The 20,432-nt window shown below is 52.7% G+C and carries 16 protein-coding genes and 1 tRNA gene; 9 read left to right on the top strand and 8 right to left on the bottom strand.

The window, feature by feature from the left end:
* The first annotated feature begins 437 nt into the window (after positions 1-437).
* Positions 438-3,107 (top strand): bifunctional acetaldehyde-CoA/alcohol dehydrogenase, encoded by a 2,670-nt coding sequence (gene adhE, locus IV433_RS02400; RefSeq protein WP_195812580.1) that lies wholly within the window; start codon positions 438-440, stop codon positions 3,105-3,107.
* A 120-nt stretch (positions 3,108-3,227) separates the two neighbouring features.
* Here the strand turns inward: adhE and IV433_RS02395 are convergent, their stop codons facing one another.
* The gene (locus IV433_RS02395) at positions 3,228-3,836 is read right to left on the bottom strand and encodes a thymidine kinase (RefSeq protein WP_195812581.1); all 609 of its coding nucleotides are present in this window, start codon (positions 3,834-3,836) and stop codon (positions 3,228-3,230) included.
* A gap of 614 nt (positions 3,837-4,450) precedes the next feature.
* On the opposite strand from IV433_RS02395, the gene hns reads away from it, so the two are divergent.
* Positions 4,451-4,858: a histone-like nucleoid-structuring protein H-NS gene (gene hns / locus IV433_RS02390; RefSeq protein WP_013575950.1), complete on the top strand. Its 408-nt coding sequence runs from the start codon at positions 4,451-4,453 to the stop codon at positions 4,856-4,858.
* A 205-nt stretch (positions 4,859-5,063) separates the two neighbouring features.
* Here hns and IV433_RS02385 read toward each other — a convergent pair whose 3' ends face one another.
* From IV433_RS02385 to rssA, 4 genes are all read right to left on the bottom strand, one after another.
* Entirely contained in the window at positions 5,064-6,071 is a 1,008-nt protein-coding gene (locus IV433_RS02385; RefSeq protein WP_195812582.1) for an NAD-dependent epimerase, read from the bottom strand.
* 9 nt (positions 6,072-6,080) lie between these two features.
* Entirely contained in the window at positions 6,081-7,424 is a 1,344-nt protein-coding gene (locus IV433_RS02380; protein WP_152325909.1) for a UDP-glucose dehydrogenase family protein, read from the bottom strand.
* A gap of 214 nt (positions 7,425-7,638) precedes the next feature.
* Positions 7,639-8,652 carry a two-component system response regulator RssB gene (rssB, locus tag IV433_RS02375; RefSeq protein ID WP_195812583.1) on the bottom strand — a complete coding sequence of 338 codons (1,014 nt, stop codon included), beginning with the start codon at positions 8,650-8,652 and terminating at the stop codon, positions 7,639-7,641.
* A 96-nt stretch (positions 8,653-8,748) separates the two neighbouring features.
* Positions 8,749-9,660, bottom strand: a complete 912-nt coding sequence (gene rssA, locus IV433_RS02370; RefSeq protein WP_195812584.1) for a patatin-like phospholipase RssA — start codon at positions 9,658-9,660, stop codon at positions 8,749-8,751.
* A gap of 138 nt (positions 9,661-9,798) precedes the next feature.
* On the opposite strand from rssA, the gene IV433_RS02365 reads away from it, so the two are divergent.
* From IV433_RS02365 to IV433_RS02355, 3 genes are all read left to right on the top strand, one after another.
* On the top strand, positions 9,799-10,263 hold the full coding sequence (locus tag IV433_RS02365; protein WP_195812585.1) for a YchJ family protein: 465 nt from the start codon (positions 9,799-9,801) through the stop codon (positions 10,261-10,263).
* 46 nt (positions 10,264-10,309) lie between these two features.
* Positions 10,310-11,158, top strand: a complete 849-nt coding sequence (gene purU / locus IV433_RS02360) for a formyltetrahydrofolate deformylase (RefSeq protein WP_101076920.1) — start codon at positions 10,310-10,312, stop codon at positions 11,156-11,158.
* 203 nt (positions 11,159-11,361) lie between these two features.
* A tRNA-Tyr gene (locus tag IV433_RS02355) sits at positions 11,362-11,446 on the top strand.
* Positions 11,447-11,501: 55 nt separating this feature from the next.
* Here the strand turns inward: IV433_RS02355 and IV433_RS02350 are convergent.
* The 3 genes from IV433_RS02350 to IV433_RS02340 are packed head-to-tail and all read right to left on the bottom strand — an operon-like array spanning position 11,502 to position 15,909.
* Entirely contained in the window at positions 11,502-13,322 is a 1,821-nt protein-coding gene (locus tag IV433_RS02350; RefSeq protein WP_195812586.1) for an ABC transporter ATP-binding protein, read from the bottom strand.
* A 1-nt stretch (position 13,323) separates the two neighbouring features.
* The gene (locus tag IV433_RS02345) at positions 13,324-14,757 is read right to left on the bottom strand and encodes a M81 family metallopeptidase (protein ID WP_195812587.1); all 1,434 of its coding nucleotides are present in this window, start codon (positions 14,755-14,757) and stop codon (positions 13,324-13,326) included.
* Positions 14,758-14,769: 12 nt separating this feature from the next.
* On the bottom strand, positions 14,770-15,909 hold the full coding sequence (locus tag IV433_RS02340; RefSeq protein ID WP_195812588.1) for an ROK family transcriptional regulator: 1,140 nt from the start codon (positions 15,907-15,909) through the stop codon (positions 14,770-14,772).
* 224 nt (positions 15,910-16,133) lie between these two features.
* On the opposite strand from IV433_RS02340, the gene IV433_RS02335 reads away from it, so the two are divergent.
* The 4 genes from IV433_RS02335 to IV433_RS02320 are packed head-to-tail and all read left to right on the top strand — an operon-like array spanning position 16,134 to position 20,418.
* The gene (locus IV433_RS02335; protein WP_195812589.1) at positions 16,134-17,678 is read left to right on the top strand and encodes an ABC transporter substrate-binding protein; all 1,545 of its coding nucleotides are present in this window, start codon (positions 16,134-16,136) and stop codon (positions 17,676-17,678) included.
* Between the two features lie 27 nt (positions 17,679-17,705).
* A complete protein-coding gene (locus IV433_RS02330; RefSeq protein WP_195812590.1) occupies positions 17,706-18,626 on the top strand; it encodes an ABC transporter permease in 921 nt (306 codons plus the stop codon).
* Positions 18,626-19,492 carry an ABC transporter permease gene (locus tag IV433_RS02325; protein ID WP_101076926.1) on the top strand — a complete coding sequence of 289 codons (867 nt, stop codon included), beginning with the start codon at positions 18,626-18,628 and terminating at the stop codon, positions 19,490-19,492. Before IV433_RS02330 ends, IV433_RS02325 begins: the two co-directional genes overlap by 1 nt.
* Positions 19,489-20,418 (top strand): ROK family protein, encoded by a 930-nt coding sequence (locus IV433_RS02320; RefSeq protein WP_195812591.1) that lies wholly within the window; start codon positions 19,489-19,491, stop codon positions 20,416-20,418. The genes IV433_RS02325 and IV433_RS02320 overlap by 4 nt, the downstream gene beginning before the upstream one ends.
* Positions 20,419-20,432 lie beyond the last annotated feature (14 nt).

Raw genomic sequence — 20,432 nt, 5'->3', positions numbered from 1 at the left:
TTATCACCAGATTTCGAAATAAAGGTAGTGAATAAGGCTTTTGTTAAAAATGAGTTTTTTTATTGATAACTTTAGCTACTAAACTGTATTATCCATGGGTAAATTTGATAATCATTCTCAACAACACCCTGCTGAAAGGTGTCAGCATCGGTATTTAGTGATCCAGATCAAATTCACCCTGCCTACAAATAGGTAAGCTCAGTACATAGTCACTCAGCGTTACTTGAAGACAAAACGTTCAGTGATAAAGGTGATTTAAAAGATATCGACTTTACCCGGTGCTTCACAACTGAAAGCTCTTTGAGCAAATAAAGAGACAAAGACAACACATTGAGATCCTTAGCATTAATTAGTTTCTCACGGTGACTGATAGCAGGTCTATACTAGCCTTTGGCGGATTATTTACTAAAAGAGTTTAACTTTATCAGGAGAGCATTATGGCTGTAACAAATGTCGCTGAACTAAACGCACTCGTAGCACGAGTCAAGAAGGCACAGCGCGAATATGCCAACTTCAGTCAAGAACAAGTAGATAAGATTTTCGCTGCCGCCGCCCTGGCTGCTGCCGATTCTCGAATTCTCCTTGCCAAACTGGCTGTTGAAGAATCCGGAATGGGTATCGTCGAAGACAAAGTGATCAAAAACCACTTCGCCTCTGAATATATCTACAATGCTTACAAAGATGAAAAGACCTGTGGCATTCTGGGTCAGGATGATACTTTCGGTACCATCACTATCGCTGAGCCAATCGGCCTGATCTGCGGTATCGTTCCAACCACCAACCCGACTTCCACTGCGATTTTCAAAGCGCTTATTAGCCTGAAAACCCGTAACGGCATCATCTTCTCCCCGCACCCACGTGCAAAAAATGCGACCAACAAAGCTGCTGATATCGTGCTGCAAGCCGCTATCGCTGCAGGTGCACCAAAAGACATCATCGGCTGGATTGATGAACCAAGTGTAGAACTTTCTAACCAATTAATGCATCACCCTGACCTGAACCTGATTCTGGCAACCGGTGGTCCTGGCATGGTTAAAGCCGCATACAGCTCTGGTAAACCCGCCATCGGTGTAGGTGCAGGTAACACCCCAGTTGTTGTTGACGAAACTGCCGACATCAAACGTGTTGTCGCTTCTGTTCTGATGTCTAAAACCTTCGATAACGGCGTAATCTGTGCTTCTGAACAGTCAATCATCGTCGTTGATTCTGCTTATAACGCAGTTCGCGAACGTTTCGCTTCCCATGGCGGCTACATGCTGCAGGGCAAAGAACTGAAAGCGGTTTCTGATATCATCCTTAAAAACGGTGGCCTGAATGCTGCTATCGTAGGTCAGCCAGCAGTCAAAATTGCTGAAATGGCCGGCATCAAAGTTCCTGCTAACACCAAAGTGTTAATCGGCGAAGTCAGCGTTGTTGACGAATCTGAAACGTTTGCACACGAAAAACTGTCCCCTACCCTGGCAATGTACCGTGCTAAAGATTTCGAAGATGCGGTAAACAAAGCTGAGAAACTGGTAGAAATGGGCGGTATCGGCCATACCTCTTGTCTGTACACAGACCAGGACAACCAACCAGAACGTGTGAACTATTTTGGCAACAAAATGAAAACCGCACGTATCCTGATCAACACCCCGGCTTCACAGGGTGGTATCGGTGACCTGTACAACTTCAAACTTGCTCCTTCTCTGACGCTGGGTTGCGGTTCATGGGGTGGTAACTCCATCTCTGAAAACGTCGGTCCTAAACACTTGATCAACAAGAAAACTGTAGCGAAGCGAGCAGAAAACATGTTGTGGCATAAACTTCCGAAATCAATCTACTTCCGCCGTGGCTCACTGCCAATCGCGCTGGAAGAAGTGGCAACGGATGGAGCGAAACGCGCCTTCATCGTGACTGACCGTTACCTGTTCAACAACGGCTATGCTGACCAGATCACCAGCGTTCTGAAAGGTCATGGCATTGAAACTGAAGTGTTCTTCGAAGTTGAAGCGGATCCAACACTGAGCATCGTTCGTAAAGGTGCTGAGCAAATGAATTCCTTCAAACCAGACGTTATCATCGCTCTGGGTGGCGGTTCCCCAATGGATGCCGCGAAGATCATGTGGGTTCTGTACGAACACCCGGACACTCAGTTTGAAGATTTGGCGCTGCGCTTTATGGATATCCGTAAACGTATCTACAAATTCCCGAAAATGGGCGTGAAAGCAAAAATGATTGCGGTCACCACCACTTCCGGTACAGGTTCTGAAGTCACTCCGTTCGCCGTTGTCACCGACGATGCAACTGGTCAGAAATATCCACTGGCTGACTATGCACTGACACCTGATATGGCTATCGTTGACGCAAACCTCGTCATGAACATGCCAAAATCACTGTGTGCCTTCGGTGGTCTGGATGCAGTGACTCACGCACTTGAAGCTTACGTTTCTGTACTGGCTAATGAATATTCTGACGGTCAGGCTCTGCAGGCACTGAAATTGCTGAAAGAAAACCTGCCAGCAAGCTACAAGGACGGCGCTAAAAACCCGGTTGCTCGTGAACGTGTTCACAATGCGGCAACTATCGCGGGTATCGCGTTTGCCAACGCCTTCCTGGGGGTTTGCCACTCAATGGCCCACAAACTGGGCTCTGAGTTCCATATCCCGCACGGCCTCGCTAACGCCATGTTGATTTCTAACGTGATTCGCTACAACGCCAACGATAACCCAACTAAACAGACTGCTTTCAGTCAGTATGACCGCCCGCAAGCGCGTCGCCGTTACGCAGAAGTTGCTGACCATCTTGGTCTGGGCGCTCCTGGTGACCGTACTGCACAGAAAATTGCAAAACTGCTGAACTGGTTGGATGAAATCAAAGCGGAACTGGGCATCCCAACGTCTATTCGTGAAGCTGGCGTTCAGGAAGCAGACTTCCTGGCTAAAGTAGATAAACTGTCTGAAGATGCGTTCGATGATCAGTGTACCGGTGCTAACCCACGTTACCCTCTGATTGCAGAACTGAAACAGATTCTGATGGATACCTACTACGGTCGCGAATTCAGCGAAGAAGTTGCTGAAGAAGTGGTTGTTGCAGCGCCTAAAGCTGAGAAGAAAACCAGCAAAAAATAATCTGCTGAGATTCTGATAGCAAAAAACCCGCCGAAAGGCGGGTTTTTTATTTCAGGAAACAAAGTAGGCTAAACGGTTTATCCTGACGACATCATCCTTTCCAGACGCGCTGTAATGGCCTCAGACGGACTTAGGGTCATCCTTCGTGTCAATAGCCGCCATCGCCTCTTTGTAATGCTTACGGCACACGGAGACGTAGCTTTCATCCCCACCAATAACAACCTGTGCGCCATCATGCAGCGCATTGCCATTTTCATCTAAACGCAGATTACGGTTTGCCTTACGGCCACAATGGCAAATCGTTTTGAGCTCAACCAGCTTGTCCGCCCAGGCCAGTAAATATTCGCTGCCTTCAAAAAGCTCTCCACGGAAATCCGTCCGCAGCCCATAACAAAGCACAGGCACATCCAGATCGTCCACAACGTCTGTGAGCTGCGATACCTGCAACTTGGTAAGAAACTGGCACTCATCTATCAAAACGCAGCTCAGACGCTGTGAGCGGTTCTCCTGCGCTATCAGATTAAAGAGCTCAGTGTCTTTGTTATAAAGCTCTGCATCGGACGACAGCCCGATACGGGAGCTGACTTTCCCGACGCCAAAGCGATGATCTAATTCTGCGGTCAGCACCAGTGTACGCATACCACGTTCTTGATAATTATATGAAGATTGCAACAACGAGGTAGACTTACCGGCATTCATTGCCGAGTAATAAAAATAAAGCTGAGCCATGAAACAGTGACCCCATATGTATTGGATGGCATAAATTTTCGGCGGCTATTGTACCACACGCCAGCCAGCCTATAACAATAAGTAGAAAGGGATTATCCCCTTCCGGTCGATGTGACATTGCATTTGAAAAAAACACAGAAATTTACAAACAGAGATTATAAAAGCATTAGATGATAATTAGTTAACGTTACTCATTACCTACGGATGTACTCCTTATATGTTACAGGGTCGGCATAATTGTATTGTCTATACATTAATGGGCGATCCCAGGGAGATCCAATGTATTGATCATTCGCCGGGCAGGATCTTCGCGCTCTCATTTGCCATATCTTTACATTGAATGTCTTCACTTATCCTTTAATTTTGTGAACAATCGCATGCTTATAAAACTCCCTATGAAAAGCAACAATAACCTCTGGCAAAGTATTGAAACGCGGGTTATGGCCCCCAGATAAATAGCCGGTCTGGCCCCAACTATATTTTCATACGATAAACACTATTTGCTTTAAATGCGTAAATTAAGGTCAGGCAAACAAATTGGCTATTGCAGAATAGCAAAGAGCATTCTATTATTAGCCAAACGCCCCCCACCAATATAATTCGAGACTAGTATAATGAGCGAAGCATTAAAGATTCTGAACAACATCCGTACTCTGCGTGCGCAAGCAAGAGAATGCACTCTGGAAACTCTGGAAGAGATGCTGGAAAAATTAGAAGTTGTTGTGAACGAGCGTCGCGAAGAAGATTCTCAGGCAGCTGCTGAGATTGAAGAGCGCACACGTAAACTGCAACAATATCGCGAAATGCTGATTGCTGACGGTATTGATCCTAACGAATTGCTGCAAACTATGGCTGCTACTAAAGCAACCGGTAAAGCAAAACGTGCAGCACGTCCTGCTAAATACAAATACGTTGATGAGAACGGCGAAAACAAAACCTGGACTGGCCAGGGTCGTACTCCAGCTGTAATCAAGAAAGCAATCGAAGAGCAAGGTAAATCACTGGACGATTTCCTGCTGTAATTGCCCTTATTAACAGCAATGTTAATACAAAAAGCCCGTCATCACTGACGGGCTTTTTTTTACTTTTAAAACCGCGCGTTTTCTCATTCGCAATTCACGCTTTTAAACTACGCAAAGCAATAAATCAGCACGATTAAATAACCATCAGAATAAGCTGAATTCATAAAAAGGCCGCCCGCAGGCAGCCTTCAGCGAAAAAACAAACTCAGACCTGATAGAACCCGCGATACCAGTCGACAAAGTTCTGCACGCCCTGCTCCACCGGAGTTTCGGGCTTGAAGTTAATAGCCTTATACAACGGCGCTGTATCAGCGCTGGTGTCTTTTACATCACCAGGCTGCATCGGCAACAGATTTTTATCCGCCACCGTACCCAGAGCCTTCTCCAGCGCACTGATATACGTCATCAGCTTAACCGGATTGTTATTACCGATATTATAAACAGCGTATGGCGCAGAACTGCTTGCCGGAGAACCGTTTTCTACTGTCCACTCTGCATCAGGCTGCGGGATAACATCCTGCAAACGTACAATCGATTCCGCGATATCATCAATATAAGTAAAGTCACGGTACATTTCGCCGCGGTTATAAACATCAATACTCTGCCCGGCAATCATGGCTTTGGTAAATTTAAACAATGCCATATCCGGACGGCCCCACGGACCGTATACGGTAAAGAATCGTAATCCGGTCGTAGGAATGCCATAAAGATGTGAATAAGTGTGAGCCATTAATTCGTTGGCTTTTTTGGTCGCGGCATATAATGAAACCGGATGATCGACAGAATCATCCGTTGAGAAAGGCTGTTTTTTGTTCAGGCCATAAACCGAGCTGGACGAGGCATACAACAAATGCCCGACTTTATTATGACGACAACCTTCCAGAACGTTAACAAAACCGATGAGGTTAGAATCAGCATACGCTAAAGGGTTTTCGATGGAATATCGGACACCAGCCTGCGCAGCCAAATGAATAACGCGCTCAAAACGCTGCTCTGCAAACAATGCCGCCATACCTTCCCGGTCAGCCAAATCCAGCTTAATAAAGGTAAAGTCGTCTTTATTCTCAAGCTGAGCAAGCCGGGCAAGTTTGAGGTTGACGTCATAATAGTCATTCAGATTATCAAGACCGACAACTGAATGGCCTGCCGCCAGCAAACGTTGTGACACATAGAACCCAATAAAGCCCGCTGCGCCGGTTACCAGATATTTCATGAAGTCTCCTTACAAAACGGGATTGATTGATGCACCACGGCCAATGCCATAGTAAGTAAATCCGCGTTTTTCCAAACGTTCCGGATCGTATAAATTACGACCGTCAAAAATGACCGGCTCTTTCAATGCCTTTTTAATGGCATCAAAGTCTGGCGCGCGGAAATTCTGCCACTCGGTACAAATAATCAACGCATCGGCATTTTGTAATGCGGACTCTTTTGTCCCCATCAATTCCAGATCGTCACGTTGCCCGTAAATACGCTGAGTTTCATTCATCGCTTCTGGGTCATACGCTTTGATTTTTGCACCTGCAGCCCAGAGCTGTTCCATTAATACGCGGCTGGATGCTTCACGCATGTCGTCGGTATTTGGTTTGAATGACAGGCCCCATAGCGCAAATGTTTTGCCTTTCAGGTCATCACCAAAGTGGCGCTGAATGAACGTTGGCAATTTATATTTTTGCTGATAATTGACCTGCTCAACAGCCTGAAGCAGTTTTGGCTGGTAGCCAATGTGTTCAGCGGTACGGATCAGCGCCTGAACGTCTTTCGGGAAACAGGAACCGCCGTAACCGCAGCCTGGATAAATGAAGTGGTAACCGATGCGGGAATCAGAACCAATGCCCTGACGCACTTTTTCGATATCTGCGCCCAGCATTTCGGCCAGATTGGACATCTCATTCATGAAGCTGATTTTGGTCGCCAGCATGCAGTTTGCAGCGTATTTGGTCAGCTCTGCGCTGCGGATATCCATCAGGATCATGCGGTCGTGATTGCGGTTGAACGGCTCGTACAGTTCACGGATAGGGTCAATGGCATCCGGATTATCCGTACCAATAACGATACGCTCAGGTCGCATGCAGTCAGCCACTGCCGCGCCTTCTTTGAGGAATTCAGGGTTAGAGACCACGTTAAAATCGATATCAACGCCGCGTTCTTTGAGTTTTTCCGTCATCACAGCGCGAACTTTATCGGCGGTGCCAACAGGAACGGTGGATTTATCAATGACCACTTTAGGTTCGGTCATGTGCTCGGCGATGGTGCGCGCCACAGCCGTGACATATTTCAAGTCTGCGGAGCCATCTTCATCCGGAGGTGTACCGACAGCAATAAACTGAACCGTTGCGTGCGCCACGCCTTCAGCCGCATTGGTGCTGAACAACAAACGCCCTGCTTCATAGTTCTGCTGAACCAGCGGAGTTAAACCTGGTTCGAAAATTGGGATCTGCCCATTTTTCAGGTTTTCTACCTTTTTAGCATCAACATCGATGCACAATACTTCATGCCCGACTTCAGCAAGAACCGCCGCCTGAACAAGTCCGACGTAACCGATACCAAAAACTGTTACTTTCATCAGCGAATTCCTATTTGTTATTTATAATCAACGCAAAATAGACAGCCAAAATTCCGAACCGGATTATACCAGTTTCAGCCGCTCGTGCCGCTGGAAAGGCATATTTTGCATAAGATAGGTCTTAGAAGAAGGGGATAAAACAGAAAGGCAAAATAACCTGCGGAAAAAATACTCAATATTATGAAGACATTGATATTAATACGTCAGAATTTGCTCACTCAACCGAGAGCATTAATCTCAGACGTCCACCCGATCCCCACACCTGACACTGCCACGCCTCACACCGCTGACTGATCTGATTGGAATACGTTGCGCCGGTGGTGCCCAGCGGAACGCCATTACTCAGCTGAATCATATTTGTCCCGGTATTTACGTTTGCGTGTAATCCCGCAGACACCAGAATGAGGTTTTTTTGTTCAGCGTGATAATAACCCAGCAACAACGGGAATTGTCCGTCGAGATTGGCTTGTTTGAATACATGATTCACTTGTTTCAGTAATGTCGACATTTGCGGTAAACGCTGATGCTGATTACTCAAATGCTCCCGCAACAAACTGTTGAAAATAGCGCGCAGTAATAATGCCGCGAGAACGCCATTTTCATTTGCACGCGTCACATCCAGACAATAAAAACCCAAATCTTTCGAAGACAGCGCCGCAATATCGAGCACCAGTCCCGGCTTATCCGCCGTGGTCAGTTGCCGGTAATTAATCCGGCAATGCGCCAGCGTTTGCTGAACCGGCGGCTGCAATTCCTGCAATAAACGCTGCGCCTCGTTGGGATTACGGCACAGCGCTTCCCAGTCCTGGACCAGCGAACTCTCCTCCATCGCCTGCGATGAAAACAGTTTGGGATATAAAGAAGAGAGCAGCGCCTCGCGCAAACGCTGGAGATCATTAATCGGTTTGAGCAGAACATCTTCGACGCCAAGCCGCAGCATCGACGCCACGTCGGTCATTTTATCGGTCGCGGAGATCACCAGAACGGGGATTTTATTGCCCTGCAATCTTAAGTTTTCGACAAACTCCATGCCGCCCATTTCGGGCATCGCTAAATCGCAGAGGATGAGATCAGGGGGATAATCTTCGACCAGAGACAATGCTTCCAGCCCGTTTTGCGCTTCTGTAAAGGTGGCACCCAGGGAACTTACATAGCCAGCAAGGAGAGATCGAAAAACCGCTTCGTCTTCAACGATGAGAATATGCTTGCTTGTAAGTGGCTTGTCCATCAGGGTCCCCCAGAATTTCTTATTCTAATAGTGGCTCATAAAGCCTGTTTCTGCTTGGCAGAATTGTCAGATTCCGGCAATCACATTTTAAACCATTCAGAACTGTCTATTTTTTATCAGGGGCAGCAAATGCTCTCTCTGTTTTTCAACGGCGAGGCGTCCGGCCTCAATCGCTTCTTCAGCACGATGGAAATCCAGCGTCGAGATTTGCGGACAATAAGGCTGGATCAGCACATCCGGCGGATCCCCTGCCATACGGTTACGTTTGAGCCGGTTTTCCAGCACCTGAATGGACGTGGACATAATCTCCATCGCCGACGGGCTGACATTCGGTTTGCGTGCGTTAGGCCGGGTCAGGCGCTGGCGAATTCTGTCACGCCAGCTCAGATCTTTCTCGGTATCCAGTGCTTCGTCCGTAGGTTGTACGGTCAGTAAATCCTGTTGCATCAGATGAGCGTCATGCTGCAAATCGACGGCAATCACGATATCCGCCCCCAACGCGCGGGTCAGCGAGATGGGTACCGGGTTCACCACCGCGCCATCGACCAGCCAGTAACCGTTATGCCAGACCGGTGCCAGCAGGCCGGGCATACTACAGGACGCGCGCACTGCCTCAGGCAAATCCCCTTTGGTCAGCCACAACTCGCGCCCGGTGCTCAGGTTTGTCGCCACCGCGCCGAATTTCTTCGAACACTTTTCAAAATCCGTGATGCGGATAATCTGCCCGACGGCGTTAAACACGCGCTCGCCGCGCAACAGGCCACCGCGTTTCCAGGAGAAATCCATCAGCCGCAGTACGTCCCAGTAACTGAACGAACGCACCCAGCTTTCCATCGACGGCAAGCGGCCACTGACATACGCCGCGCCCACCAGCGCGCCGACGGAACATCCGGCCACCACATCGACCTCGATATCCATATCTTTCAGGGCATTGATCACCCCGATATGTGCCCATCCTTTTGCTGCGCCGGAGCCTAACGCGAGGCCAATGGTGACTTTTCTGCTCATCTGATGACCTTAATATTGCGCAATAGTGAAGAATCGGCCGGGAAGCGCGTTGTCACCCGGCAAGTTTGTTAGGTAACATATCACTTTGGTGCATTCAATAGCGCAACCTGCGCCCCTGCAGCCGATTCAGGAGTTCCCGTGTCACAACTTTGCCCTTGTTGCAGCAACCTTTCCTATGAAGAATGCTGCCAGCCGTACCTTTCTGAGACCAAAGTGGCGCCCACTCCGTCGGCCTTAATGCGTTCGCGGTACACCGCGTATGCGATGCAAAATGCGAGTTATCTGATCGCCACCTGGCACCCGGACTGTCAGCCCGAACAATGGCGCAGCAGTTTACAGGAAGGCTTCGCCAATACGCACTGGCAAGGATTGCAGGTTATTGCGTCGCAGGACGGACGTGATGCAAACGAAGGCTTTGTCGAGTTTGCGGCGCGTTTCACCGAGCCCGGTGATGAAAAAGTTCATCTCATCCATGAACGCTCGCGATTTCTTCGTTTGAAAGATCGCTGGTACTATATCGACGGAATTAAACCGCAGACAGGCCGCAATGACGCCTGCCCGTGCGGATCGGGTAAAAAATATAAGAAGTGCTGCGGTAAATAAACCGGCTGCTTAATTAATACGAGAATTCGACAGGATCCACACCCTCATGCCGCAACAGAACGTACAAACTAAGGTGTTACGCACCATTTGCCCTGACGCAAAAGGTCTGATCGCCAAAATCACTAACATTTGCTACAAACACGAACTCAACATCGTGCAAAACAACGAATTTGTGGATCACCGCACCGGGCGCTTCTTCATGCGTACGGAGCTGGAAGGGATCTTCAACGACAACACGTTGCTCGCCGATCTGGACAGCGCGCTGCCTGCCGGTTCAGTGCGTGAACTCAACAGCACCGGGCGTCGCCGCATCGTGATTCTGGTCACCAAGGAAGCACATTGTCTGGGCGACCTGCTGATGAAAGCGGCTTACGGCGGTCTGGATGTGGAAATTGCTGCGGTTATCGGTAACCACGATACGCTGCAAACGCTGGTTGAGCGTTTTGATATTCCGTTCCATCTGGTCAGCCACGATGGCCTGACCCGCGAACAGCACGACAGCGCTATGATTGCGCAAATCGACCAATACCAGCCTGATTATGTGGTTCTGGCGAAATACATGCGCGTCCTCACGCCAGGTTTTGTCCAGCATTACCCGCATCAGGTGATCAACATTCACCACTCGTTCCTGCCGGCCTTTATCGGTGCACGTCCGTATCATCAGGCTTACGAACGAGGCGTGAAACTGATTGGTGCCACGGCGCACTACGTTAATGACAATCTGGACGAAGGTCCGATCATCATGCAGGACGTTATCAACGTCGATCACACCTATACCGCTGAAGATATGATGCGTGCAGGCCGTGACGTTGAGAAAAATGTGCTCAGCCGCGCGTTATACCGCGTGCTGGCGCAGCGCGTATTTGTTTACGGTAACCGCACCGTTATTCTGTAATCCGCGCGCCTGACGGTGCTTTTCGCTCAGAGAAGCACCGTTAAGGGCAAAAAAACCGCAAACGAACTTTTTTATCGCTTTCAGCGCTTTACACATCCGTTTCATTTGGTATTATGCGCCCCGTTCGCAGCTAACCGCTGTAACGAGAAATCATCCATGTAGCGCATGATGATTTTTAAAAGAGTAAAGACCACGAAAATTGTGGTGGGGTTCCCGAGCGGCCAAAGGGAGCAGACTGTAAATCTGCCGTCATCGACTTCGAAGGTTCGAATCCTTCCCCCACCACCATCTCAAGACTCATCCCTGAGTCTCTTCTCCAAAAAGCACCTTTCCAGATTCCAATTCAAACCTGAACAAAATGTCCTGCTGAAACTTCCTGATACTGCCTTTGCGGTGGAATATAACCGTTATCGCGCACCGGGCTTTTCAGCTCATCGACCTGCATCTGCCTTTTCAGCATTCTGCGCGACGGATCTGGCACCGGCACTGACGCCATCAGCTTGCGCGTGTACGGATGCTGCGGATTATCGAATATTGCCGCACGCGGTCCGATCTCCACAATTTCCCCCAGATACATGACCGCCACGCGATGACTGACCCGCTCGACCACCGCCATATCGTGCGAAATAAACAGATACGACAGATTCATGCTTTCCTGCAAATCGAGCAGCAGATTGACCACCTGCGCTTTCACAGACACATCCAGCGCGGAAACCGATTCGTCGGCCACTATCACTTTGGGATCCAACGTCAGCGCGCGGGCGATACAAATTCGCTGACGCTGCCCGCCGGAAAATTCATGCGGAAAACGACGCATCATATCCGCCGACAGCCCGACTTTTTGCATCAGCGACGCCGCTTTTTCCCGCGCATCGCTGCGGTTATGCAGTTTGTGTTGCAGCATCGGTTCGATCAGCGCGTCGCCAATGCGCATACGCGGATTCAGGCTGGCAAACGGATCCTGAAAAATCATCTGGATGCGCTGACGCATTTGCAAAATATCGCGTTTACCCAGATTCATCACATCAAAACCGTCGAAATCAATCGCACCGCTGTGCGGTTTTAGCAAACGCGTCACGGCGCGGCCGGTCGTCGATTTTCCGCAGCCGGATTCCCCGACCAGTGAAAGCGTTTCGCCCTGGAATAATTCGAAGCTGATGTTTTCAACCGCATGCACCGCGCCGACCTGACGGCTGAATACGCCGCCATAGACCGGAAAACGCGCGCTCAGATTCTTCACCGAAAGCAGCGGCGTTAGCCCGACATCGACCGTTCCGGCCACTTCCTGCGGCGTATTCGCCTCACCGGTTTGCAGACTGATTTGCGGGAAACGCAGCGGCCAGTCGCGGCCACGCATTGATCCGAGTTTGGGCACGGCGGCCAGCAGCGCGCGGGTATAAGGATGTTGCGGGCGATGGAAAATATCCTCCGTCGCCCCGCTTTCCACCGCTTCGCCGCGATACATCACCAGCGTCCGGTCGGCGATTTCCGCCACCACGCCCATATCGTGCGTAATGAACAAAACGGCCATGCCCTCTTCTTCCTGCAACGTCTTAATCAAATCCAGAATCTGTCCCTGAATCGTCACGTCCAGCGCCGTTGTCGGTTCATCGGCAATCAGCAGTTTGGGTTTCAGCGCCAGCGCCATGGCAATCATCACGCGCTGACGCATCCCGCCGGAAAACTGATGCGGGTATTCATCAAACCGTTTTGCCGCATTGGGAATGCGCACCTTCTCCAGCAGTTTCAGCGTTTCCGCCCGTGCCTGCGAAGAGGACATTCCCCGGTGACGTTTCAGGCTTTCGGCGATTTGCCGCCCGATGCTAAACGTCGGATTGAGCGACGTCATCGGTTCCTGAAAAATCATCGCCATCTCGTTGCCGCGAATATCGCGCATCTCCTTATCCGATAACGCCAGCAAACTGCGCTGATTCAGCCGTACTTCTCCTTCAATCTGGCTGCTTTGCGCCTTGAGCAGACGCATTACCGACAGCGACGTTACGCTTTTTCCCGAACCGGATTCGCCGACAATCGCCAGCGTTTCGCCGGGATAGACGTCAAACGACAAATCGCGCACCACCGGCAGCCAGTCGTCTTCCCCGCGAAAGGACGTGGTCAGATGCTTAACGCTCAGCACGGGCTGACGGTTTTGCGGCTCGTTCATCTTATTTGCTCCTTGCCGACAGCTGAACCTGCGGCACATAGCTGAAATCGCGGTCGAACGGGAAAGTTTTGCGCGCCTTGCGGTTGCGCGGAAGACGTTCGACGAACTGATCGACCACGCCGTTCGACAGCGCCATCAGATTCGGGCTGGCAATCGGCGCCAGCTCCGGTGACAGATAACCGGATTTCACCACCACGATATCGGCGGTATGCGGATCCAGCTCCAGCACGGTGAAATCGCTGATGTTGTGATACGGGCGACGGCGCGCCGACACCACCACGTCAATGCCGCCAGTGCGCAATACCGCCTGACGGTCAGCCGGTGCCAGCGCATCGAGCAGGAAAATCACTTCAAACTCGCCTTTCACCTGCGGGCTGGAGTGATCCAGCGAAGCGCCCAGCGTCAGCGTTAATACTGATCCGACACCGGCGTTAAACGCCGCGTCGGTCGCAGGCGCGTCAGCAATTCCGGCCACCACCACATTTTGCGCATACTGCTTAATCAGTTCCTGCAACACGTCCGCACGATCACCGACGCCACCGCCGGTCGGGTTATCGCCGGAATCTGCCAGCACCACCGGACGGGTTTCGCAGTCAATCGCCTTGCGCACGCAGGCTTCCACCGTGTCGGTTTCACAACCGAACACGAAATCTTCACGCACATCCCAGTAAGCCTGCGCCAGAGTGGTTGCCTGAACTTCGAGCGCCGCACGATCCGTGCCGGTCATGATCACCGCCGCCGTCGCACGCGGTTCATCGGCCCAGACATAACCGACCATCAGCGAGCTGTCCCAAACGCCGTCCACTTCATCCATTTCCGGCAGACGGGCATACAAACTTTTCGCCGGTTCATCTTCCGTGCTGGTGCGTTCGCCCGGCAGTACAACCGGCACCGGCACCCACAGCAGCGTCGGTTTTTCGCCGGTTTGCAGATGCTTCACTAACATGGCCACCGAGCGGCGCATGGTTTCTTCCACGTCGATGTGCGGCGCGGTGCGGTACGTCGAAAACATATCAATGGCATCGATAATTCGCTGCGAAACATTGCCGTGCAAATCGTAACTGACGCTGATCGGGCAATCCGGCCCGACGGCTTTGCGCGCAGCGGCAATCCAGTCGCCTTCCGCATCTTCCAGCCCCTCGACATACATCGCGCCGTGCATCGCCAGATACAGGCCATCAAACGGTTTTTGCGCTTCCAGCCCGGCCAGCATTTCCGCTTTGAATTTGTCGTAAGTCGCCCGCGCGACTGGCCCGCCGGCAATGGCGCGGGCGTGGATTGTCGGCAAAAACGTCGCCGGATAATCTTGCAGGAAACGAAAACGCGGCGACGCCAGCAGCTGCGCGTCACGAACCACAGTGAAATCCTTTTCCTCGTTGAGAACCGGGTTGTAAGTGCTGCATTCAATATGAATACCGCTGACAGCTATACGCATGTTGATGATTCCTCAGACTGGCTTCAGGCCGACAAGAAAGCGGTGCGCAGCAATGCTTGCCGCCGCGCGCGCCCAGGTGTCGTCGTTTAGGGTGAAAGTGCGAACCGGCGTTTTCCCGGCGTTACCCGGCAACACGTTGGCTTCGATAGATTGCTGAACCACGGTGCCAAACAGGCCGGAAAAATCCGCGTCCTGATGGGCAATCAGGATCATGTCCGGGTCATTAATCTGAATAAGATGGGATATCGCCAGGCCAAGCGCAGAACCGGCGCGATGCAGAATGCGGATAGCCGCGCTGACACCCTGCATCGCCTGTTGTTCCAGCCCGCCGATGGTGGTGGCGTCCAGCCCTTCGGCTCTGGCCATTTCCGCAATCGCATTGAGCGAGGCCAGCGTGTCCAGACAACCGCGCTTTCCGCAGCGGCAGGGCGAACCGTTGAGCTCCAGCGTGCAGTGGGCAATTTCCCCGGCACCGCCGTGCAGCCCGCGGTGCAATTTTCCGGCAATGAAATGCGCGCTGCCGATCCCCGCACCGTGGCTGACCAGTGTAAAACTGCTCAGATCACGCGCCTGACCGAAGTTTTTCTCACTCACCGCCAGCGCTTTAGCGTCGTTCTCAATCGCCACGTCCATGCCGGTGGCCTGCGAAATCAGCTTGGCCAGCGGCACATCACGCCAGCCCAGCAGCGCCGACTGCACGCAGGTGGACTGATGTTCATCAATCAGGCCCGATAACGTCACCCCGAGCCCGACCATTTTTTTGGCCGCTTCAGGATGCGGCTCAAGCAAGGCCGGCAACGCCAGCGCGATGTTTTCCGCCAGCCGCTGCGGGTCAGAATCAGCCGCAAACGACACCCGCGAGAGAATTTCGCCGTGCAGATTGATCAGCGCCATCTGCGCCGGATTTTGCAGCAAAGAAACGCCTGCAAACCACGCGCCGTCCGGGTGAACCACAAGGCGCACCGACGGCCTTCCCTGCCCGCTGCCGGGTACCGTTTCGGCTTCATGCAGAAAACCGGCGTCGATCATCTCGCGAACCACGCCGCCTATCGCCGCCTTGCTCATTCCCGAAAGCTGCGCCAGCTCTGTGCGGCTGATGCCGCCGGAGGCATTGACCGCCCCCAATATCTGACGTTGCAAAGTTGTTAGCATATTCGTTTCGCTGCTCTCAGTTTTGGCTCATCTGCATTGACATTAAACGGTAAAAATGGATATATCAATGCCAATTAGTTCACAAAATAAACTAAATGTTTCGACATAAGTATTTCATATGAACTATTTGTTAAAAAATGTCTTGTAATGAGATCTGTCGAATAACGCAATAAAACGACGTAGCCAGAACCACTTAATCCGATTTTTCACGCAGAGGGCAGAACATGAAGATTACCCGTTACATCCGGCGTCCCGTGCAGTTATCACTGCTGAGCAGCGCCCTTCTCGCCGCGTTTTCGCTGCCGGTTTTCGCCGCCACGCTGAACGTGATGCAAAACGAAGCGCCGCGCAGCATGGACCCGGGCAACCAGACCGCCACGTTTACCGGCACGGTGCTGGATCCGATGTACGAAGGTCTGCTGCGCATGTCGCCTCAGCTGAAACCGGAAGCCGCGCTCGCCACCTCATGGAGCAGCGATGAAAGCGGTCTGGTCTGGACATTCAAACTGCGCAGCGGTGTAACATTCCACGACGGCACGCCGTTTAACGCCGACGCCGTAGTCGCCAACTTCGCCCGCCATCTCGACACCAAACGCGGGCTGGCCGCCAGCGGACGTCTTCGCACCTTCCTCGACAGCGTGACCAAAACCGACGAATCCACCGTTGTCTTCAAACTGAAAAAACCGTATCCGGCCTTCCTCAATTTACTCACCACCGGCGCGTGTCTGATGGTCAGCCCGGCGGCGGATAAAACCGGCACGCTCGACAGCAAAGCCGTCGGCACCGGCCCGTACAAAATGGTGCAGTACAAAACCGGCGAATTCGTGCTGGAAGAAAAATATCCGGGCTACTGGGGCGATAAAGCCGCCGGGCCGGACGACATCAAATGGACGTGGAGCGCCGAGCCGTCAGTCATGAACATGGCGTTGCAGGCCGGTGAAACCGACGTCATCAACCCGGTGCCGCCGCAGTTCGCCCGCGTACTGAAAAACAATCCGAAATTCAGCCTGCACGAAAGCCCGGGTGCCGCCGTGTTCTGGGTCGCGCTCAACACCGATCTCAAACCGCTTGGCGACGTTCGCGTCCGTCAGGCGTTGAACTACGCCACCGACCGCGACGGGCTGGTGCGCGCCATCATGTCCGGCTTCGCGCAACCGGCGAATTCCCCGCTGGCACCGGTTACCGCCGGTTATGACAAAACGCTGAACCCGTATCCGCTGGATCTCGCCAAAGCCAAAGCGCTGTTAAAAGAAGCCGGTGTCGCTGACGGATTCAGCATGTCGATTGCGGTACAAGGTCAGGACGCGCGGATCGGCCAGGTGCTGCAAAGCATGTGGGCGAAAATTGGCGTGAAACTGGACGTACGCATTATGGAAAGCGGCGTATGGACCAAAGCCGCGTTTGCCGATCAGGCCGGGAAAAAAGCCGATAACACCGGCGCAATTCTGGCGTCATGGTCTTCCGGCGCGAACGGCGCAGACCTGCAACTTCGTCCGCTGTATTACAGCAAAAGCTTCGCACCCGGCGGCGCAAACCTCGGCTTCTTTAACGATCCGAAACTCGATGAAATGTTAGATAAAGCCGCGTCAACGCTGGATGAAAATACCCGCAACGCGATTTACGTCGAGGCGCAGAAAGAAATCAACCAGCAGGCGCCACAGGTCTTGCTGTACTACCAGAATGATTTGTACGCCACCGGCACCGGGATTTCCGGCGTGACGATGATTCCGGGCGGTCAGATCGTGGTCAAAGACGCACAGAAAAAATAACAGCGTCATTTACGGTGGAAAAGAGTGATGAAAGCCTATCTTGCCAAAAAGCTAATCGCTTTCCCGATCATCCTGATCGGGGTTTCGATGCTGATTTTTGTGTCCATCCGCGCGCTGCCGGGCGATCCGGCACGCCTGATGGCCGGGCCTGAAGCCACACAGGAAGCGGTGGACGCCATGCGCGTGCGCCTCGGACTGGATCAGCCGCTGGTCACGCAATACCTGCATTTTGCCGGTAATGTGCTGCACGGCAATCTCGGCGTCTCGTTGCAGTCGCAACAACCGGTGACGCAGGAAATCGGCGAGCGTATGCCTTACACCCTGATGCTCGCCGTGCTGTCATATTTCCTGGCGGTAGCGATTGGCGTTCCGGCGGGCATGATAGGCGCGGTTTACCGCAACCGCTGGCCGGATTTTGGCGTGATGCTGCTGGCGATTGCCGGTGCGTCCATCGCCAACTTCTGGCTCGGGCTGATGGCAATGAATACCTTTTCGGTGAATCTCGGCTGGCTGCCGCTGCTCGGTGCCACGTCGTGGAAAAGCTACATTTTGCCCTCCGTCACGCTGGCGGTTTTACCGATGGCCGTGATGGCACGCATGACGCGTTCGAGCATGCTCGACGTCTTGTCGGAAGATTATATCCGTACCGCGCGCGCCAAAGGGTTATCCGCCACCACGGTTTATTGCAGCCACGCCTTTCGCAACGCGCTGATCCCGATTGTCACCATTGTGGCGCTCAATTTCGGCAGTCTGATTGGCGGCGCGGTGGTCACGGAATCCGTCTTCAACTGGCCGGGCATTGGCCGTCTGCTGGTCGATTCCGTGCGCTATCGTGATTATCCGGTGATCCAGGGCGTCGCGCTGGTGGCCGTTTGCGGCGTGGTGGTGATGAACCTGCTCGGTGAATTACTGATAGCCTTCCTGAATCCAAAAATAAGGTTCGACTAATGTCTGCCATTATCACGCAATTACCCCGTCGCAAACCGCGCACGCTGCGGTTGTTTCGCTGGTGCTGGCGTCATCCTGCGGTGACGCTCGGCGGCCTGATTGTCGGCCTGATCGTCCTGATGGGGTTATTCGCGCCGCTGATTGCCCGCCACGATCCTTACGCACAGGATCTGATTGATACCCTGCTCGCGCCAAACGCCGATCACTGGTTTGGCACCGACGATTACGGCCGCGATATCTTTGCCCGCGTCATTTACGGCGCCCGGATTTCCATTGTCGAAGTGGTGCTGAGCGTCGGGCTGGCGATGATTATCGGCATTCCGTTAGGGATTATTGCCGGTATGGCCGGTCGTTATACCGACATGATCATCATGTGGTTTATGGACATGCTGTTTGCGTTTCCGGGCATCGTGCTGGCAATTCTGGTGGTCAGCATTCTCGGCGGCGGGCTGGTCAACCTACTGATCGCCATTTCCCTGTTTGCGATCCCGGTCTATGCGCGTCTGAGCCGTAACCTCACGCTCGGTTTAAAGCAGATGGAATACGTCGAAGCCGCGCAGGCACTCGGCTTGTCGAATTACCGGATTATTGTCCATTACATTCTGCGCAACGCCATCGGCCCGATCATTGTGCAATCGACGCTGACCGCGGGCACCGTTATTCTGGCCGCCGCCAGCCTCTCATTTTTAGGTTTAGGCGTGCAACCGCCGATGCCGGAATGGGGTACCATGATGAGCGATGGCCGTAACTTCCTCGGCATTAATATTTACCTTTCGCTGTTCCCGGGTCTGGCCATTATGCTGACCGTGCTTGGTTTTAACGTACTGGGCGACGGGCTGCGCGACTTACTGGACACACGCTCATGAGTTCTGCGGTTTTCTGCGCCGATATCGGCGGTTCATTTATTAAGTTTGGCGTTTCACGTGCTTCCGGCGAAGTGGAAGAATGCGGCAAAGTGCCGACACCCGTTTCGTCGTGGGATGATTTCGTGGCGGCAATGCAAAACTTCATCACACAGTTTGGCGGTGATTTACCCGCGTCTGCCCCGCTGGCGATTTCCACCGCCGGGCTGGTTTCTCCGCAAACCGGCGAACTGCTGGCGACCAACATTCCGGCCTTCACCGGACGTTCACTGGCAAAAGATCTGAGCGCGGCGCTGAACCGCCCGGTCACCGCCGCCAACGACGCCGACTGTTTTGCACTGGCCGAAGCCCATGCCGGAAACGCGCAAAATCATGCGGTGGTTGTGGCGATTATTTTGGGTACCGGCGTCGGCGGCGGCGTGGTCATTAACGGCCATCTGGTTCGCGGCCACGGTGGCGTCACCGGCGAATGGGGACACGGCGCCATCACGCGCACCGAAGTCATGATTGACGGCGAAACCTACGCCGTTCCGCGCCTCAAATGCGGCTGCGGTCAGACCGGTTGCCTCGATATGCTGGGTGCCGCACGCGGCCTTGAGCGCCTGCATAAGCATTTCCATCAGCAGGATAAAACCAGCCTGGAGATCGTCAGCGGCTGGCAAGCCGGTAATGCGGCCTGCGGGCTGACGGTAAACGCCTGGCTGCAAATCGTATCCGAACCGCTGGCGCTGCTGGTGAATATTCTCGGCCCTTCACGGATTGTCGCGGGCGGCGGCCTGGCGTCTGCAACGGCGCTGATTGCGGCGCTGGATCAGGCGGTGCGTAAAGGAGTTTTACATAATTATGCGGAGACACTGCTGGTACCGGGGAAATTTCTGACAGCTGGCGGGCTGGTGGGGGCATCAGTGATGGGGAGAATAGAAGGATAGTTTTTGCTCCTCCC

Source organism: Rahnella laticis (assembly GCF_015644585.1).
Taxonomy (GTDB): domain Bacteria; phylum Pseudomonadota; class Gammaproteobacteria; order Enterobacterales; family Enterobacteriaceae; genus Rahnella; species Rahnella laticis.
This window is presented reverse-complemented; position numbering and strand designations above follow the sequence as displayed.

Bases quoted from the DNA above. Each gene is read 5' to 3' on its own strand.
- IV433_RS02325 (WP_101076926.1), top strand. From the start codon at position 18,626: ATGTCTGCCATTATCACGCAATTACCCCGTCGCAAACCGCGCACGCTG.
- IV433_RS02395 (WP_195812581.1), bottom strand. From the start codon at position 3,836: ATGGCTCAGCTTTATTTTTATTACTCGGCAATGAATGCCGGTAAGTCT.
- IV433_RS02330 (WP_195812590.1), top strand. From the start codon at position 17,706: ATGAAAGCCTATCTTGCCAAAAAGCTAATCGCTTTCCCGATCATCCTG.
- IV433_RS02335 (WP_195812589.1), top strand. From the start codon at position 16,134: ATGAAGATTACCCGTTACATCCGGCGTCCCGTGCAGTTATCACTGCTG.
- IV433_RS02340 (WP_195812588.1), bottom strand. From the start codon at position 15,909: ATGCTAACAACTTTGCAACGTCAGATATTGGGGGCGGTCAATGCCTCC.
- IV433_RS02350 (WP_195812586.1), bottom strand. From the start codon at position 13,322: ATGAACGAGCCGCAAAACCGTCAGCCCGTGCTGAGCGTTAAGCATCTG.
- IV433_RS02320 (WP_195812591.1), top strand. From the start codon at position 19,489: ATGAGTTCTGCGGTTTTCTGCGCCGATATCGGCGGTTCATTTATTAAG.
- IV433_RS02385 (WP_195812582.1), bottom strand. From the start codon at position 6,071: ATGAAATATCTGGTAACCGGCGCAGCGGGCTTTATTGGGTTCTATGTG.
- rssB (WP_195812583.1), bottom strand. From the start codon at position 8,652: ATGGACAAGCCACTTACAAGCAAGCATATTCTCATCGTTGAAGACGAA.
- rssA (WP_195812584.1), bottom strand. From the start codon at position 9,660: ATGAGCAGAAAAGTCACCATTGGCCTCGCGTTAGGCTCCGGCGCAGCA.
- purU (WP_101076920.1), top strand. From the start codon at position 10,310: ATGCCGCAACAGAACGTACAAACTAAGGTGTTACGCACCATTTGCCCT.
- IV433_RS02380 (WP_152325909.1), bottom strand. From the start codon at position 7,424: ATGAAAGTAACAGTTTTTGGTATCGGTTACGTCGGACTTGTTCAGGCG.
- IV433_RS02345 (WP_195812587.1), bottom strand. From the start codon at position 14,757: ATGCGTATAGCTGTCAGCGGTATTCATATTGAATGCAGCACTTACAAC.
- hns (WP_013575950.1), top strand. From the start codon at position 4,451: ATGAGCGAAGCATTAAAGATTCTGAACAACATCCGTACTCTGCGTGCG.
- adhE (WP_195812580.1), top strand. From the start codon at position 438: ATGGCTGTAACAAATGTCGCTGAACTAAACGCACTCGTAGCACGAGTC.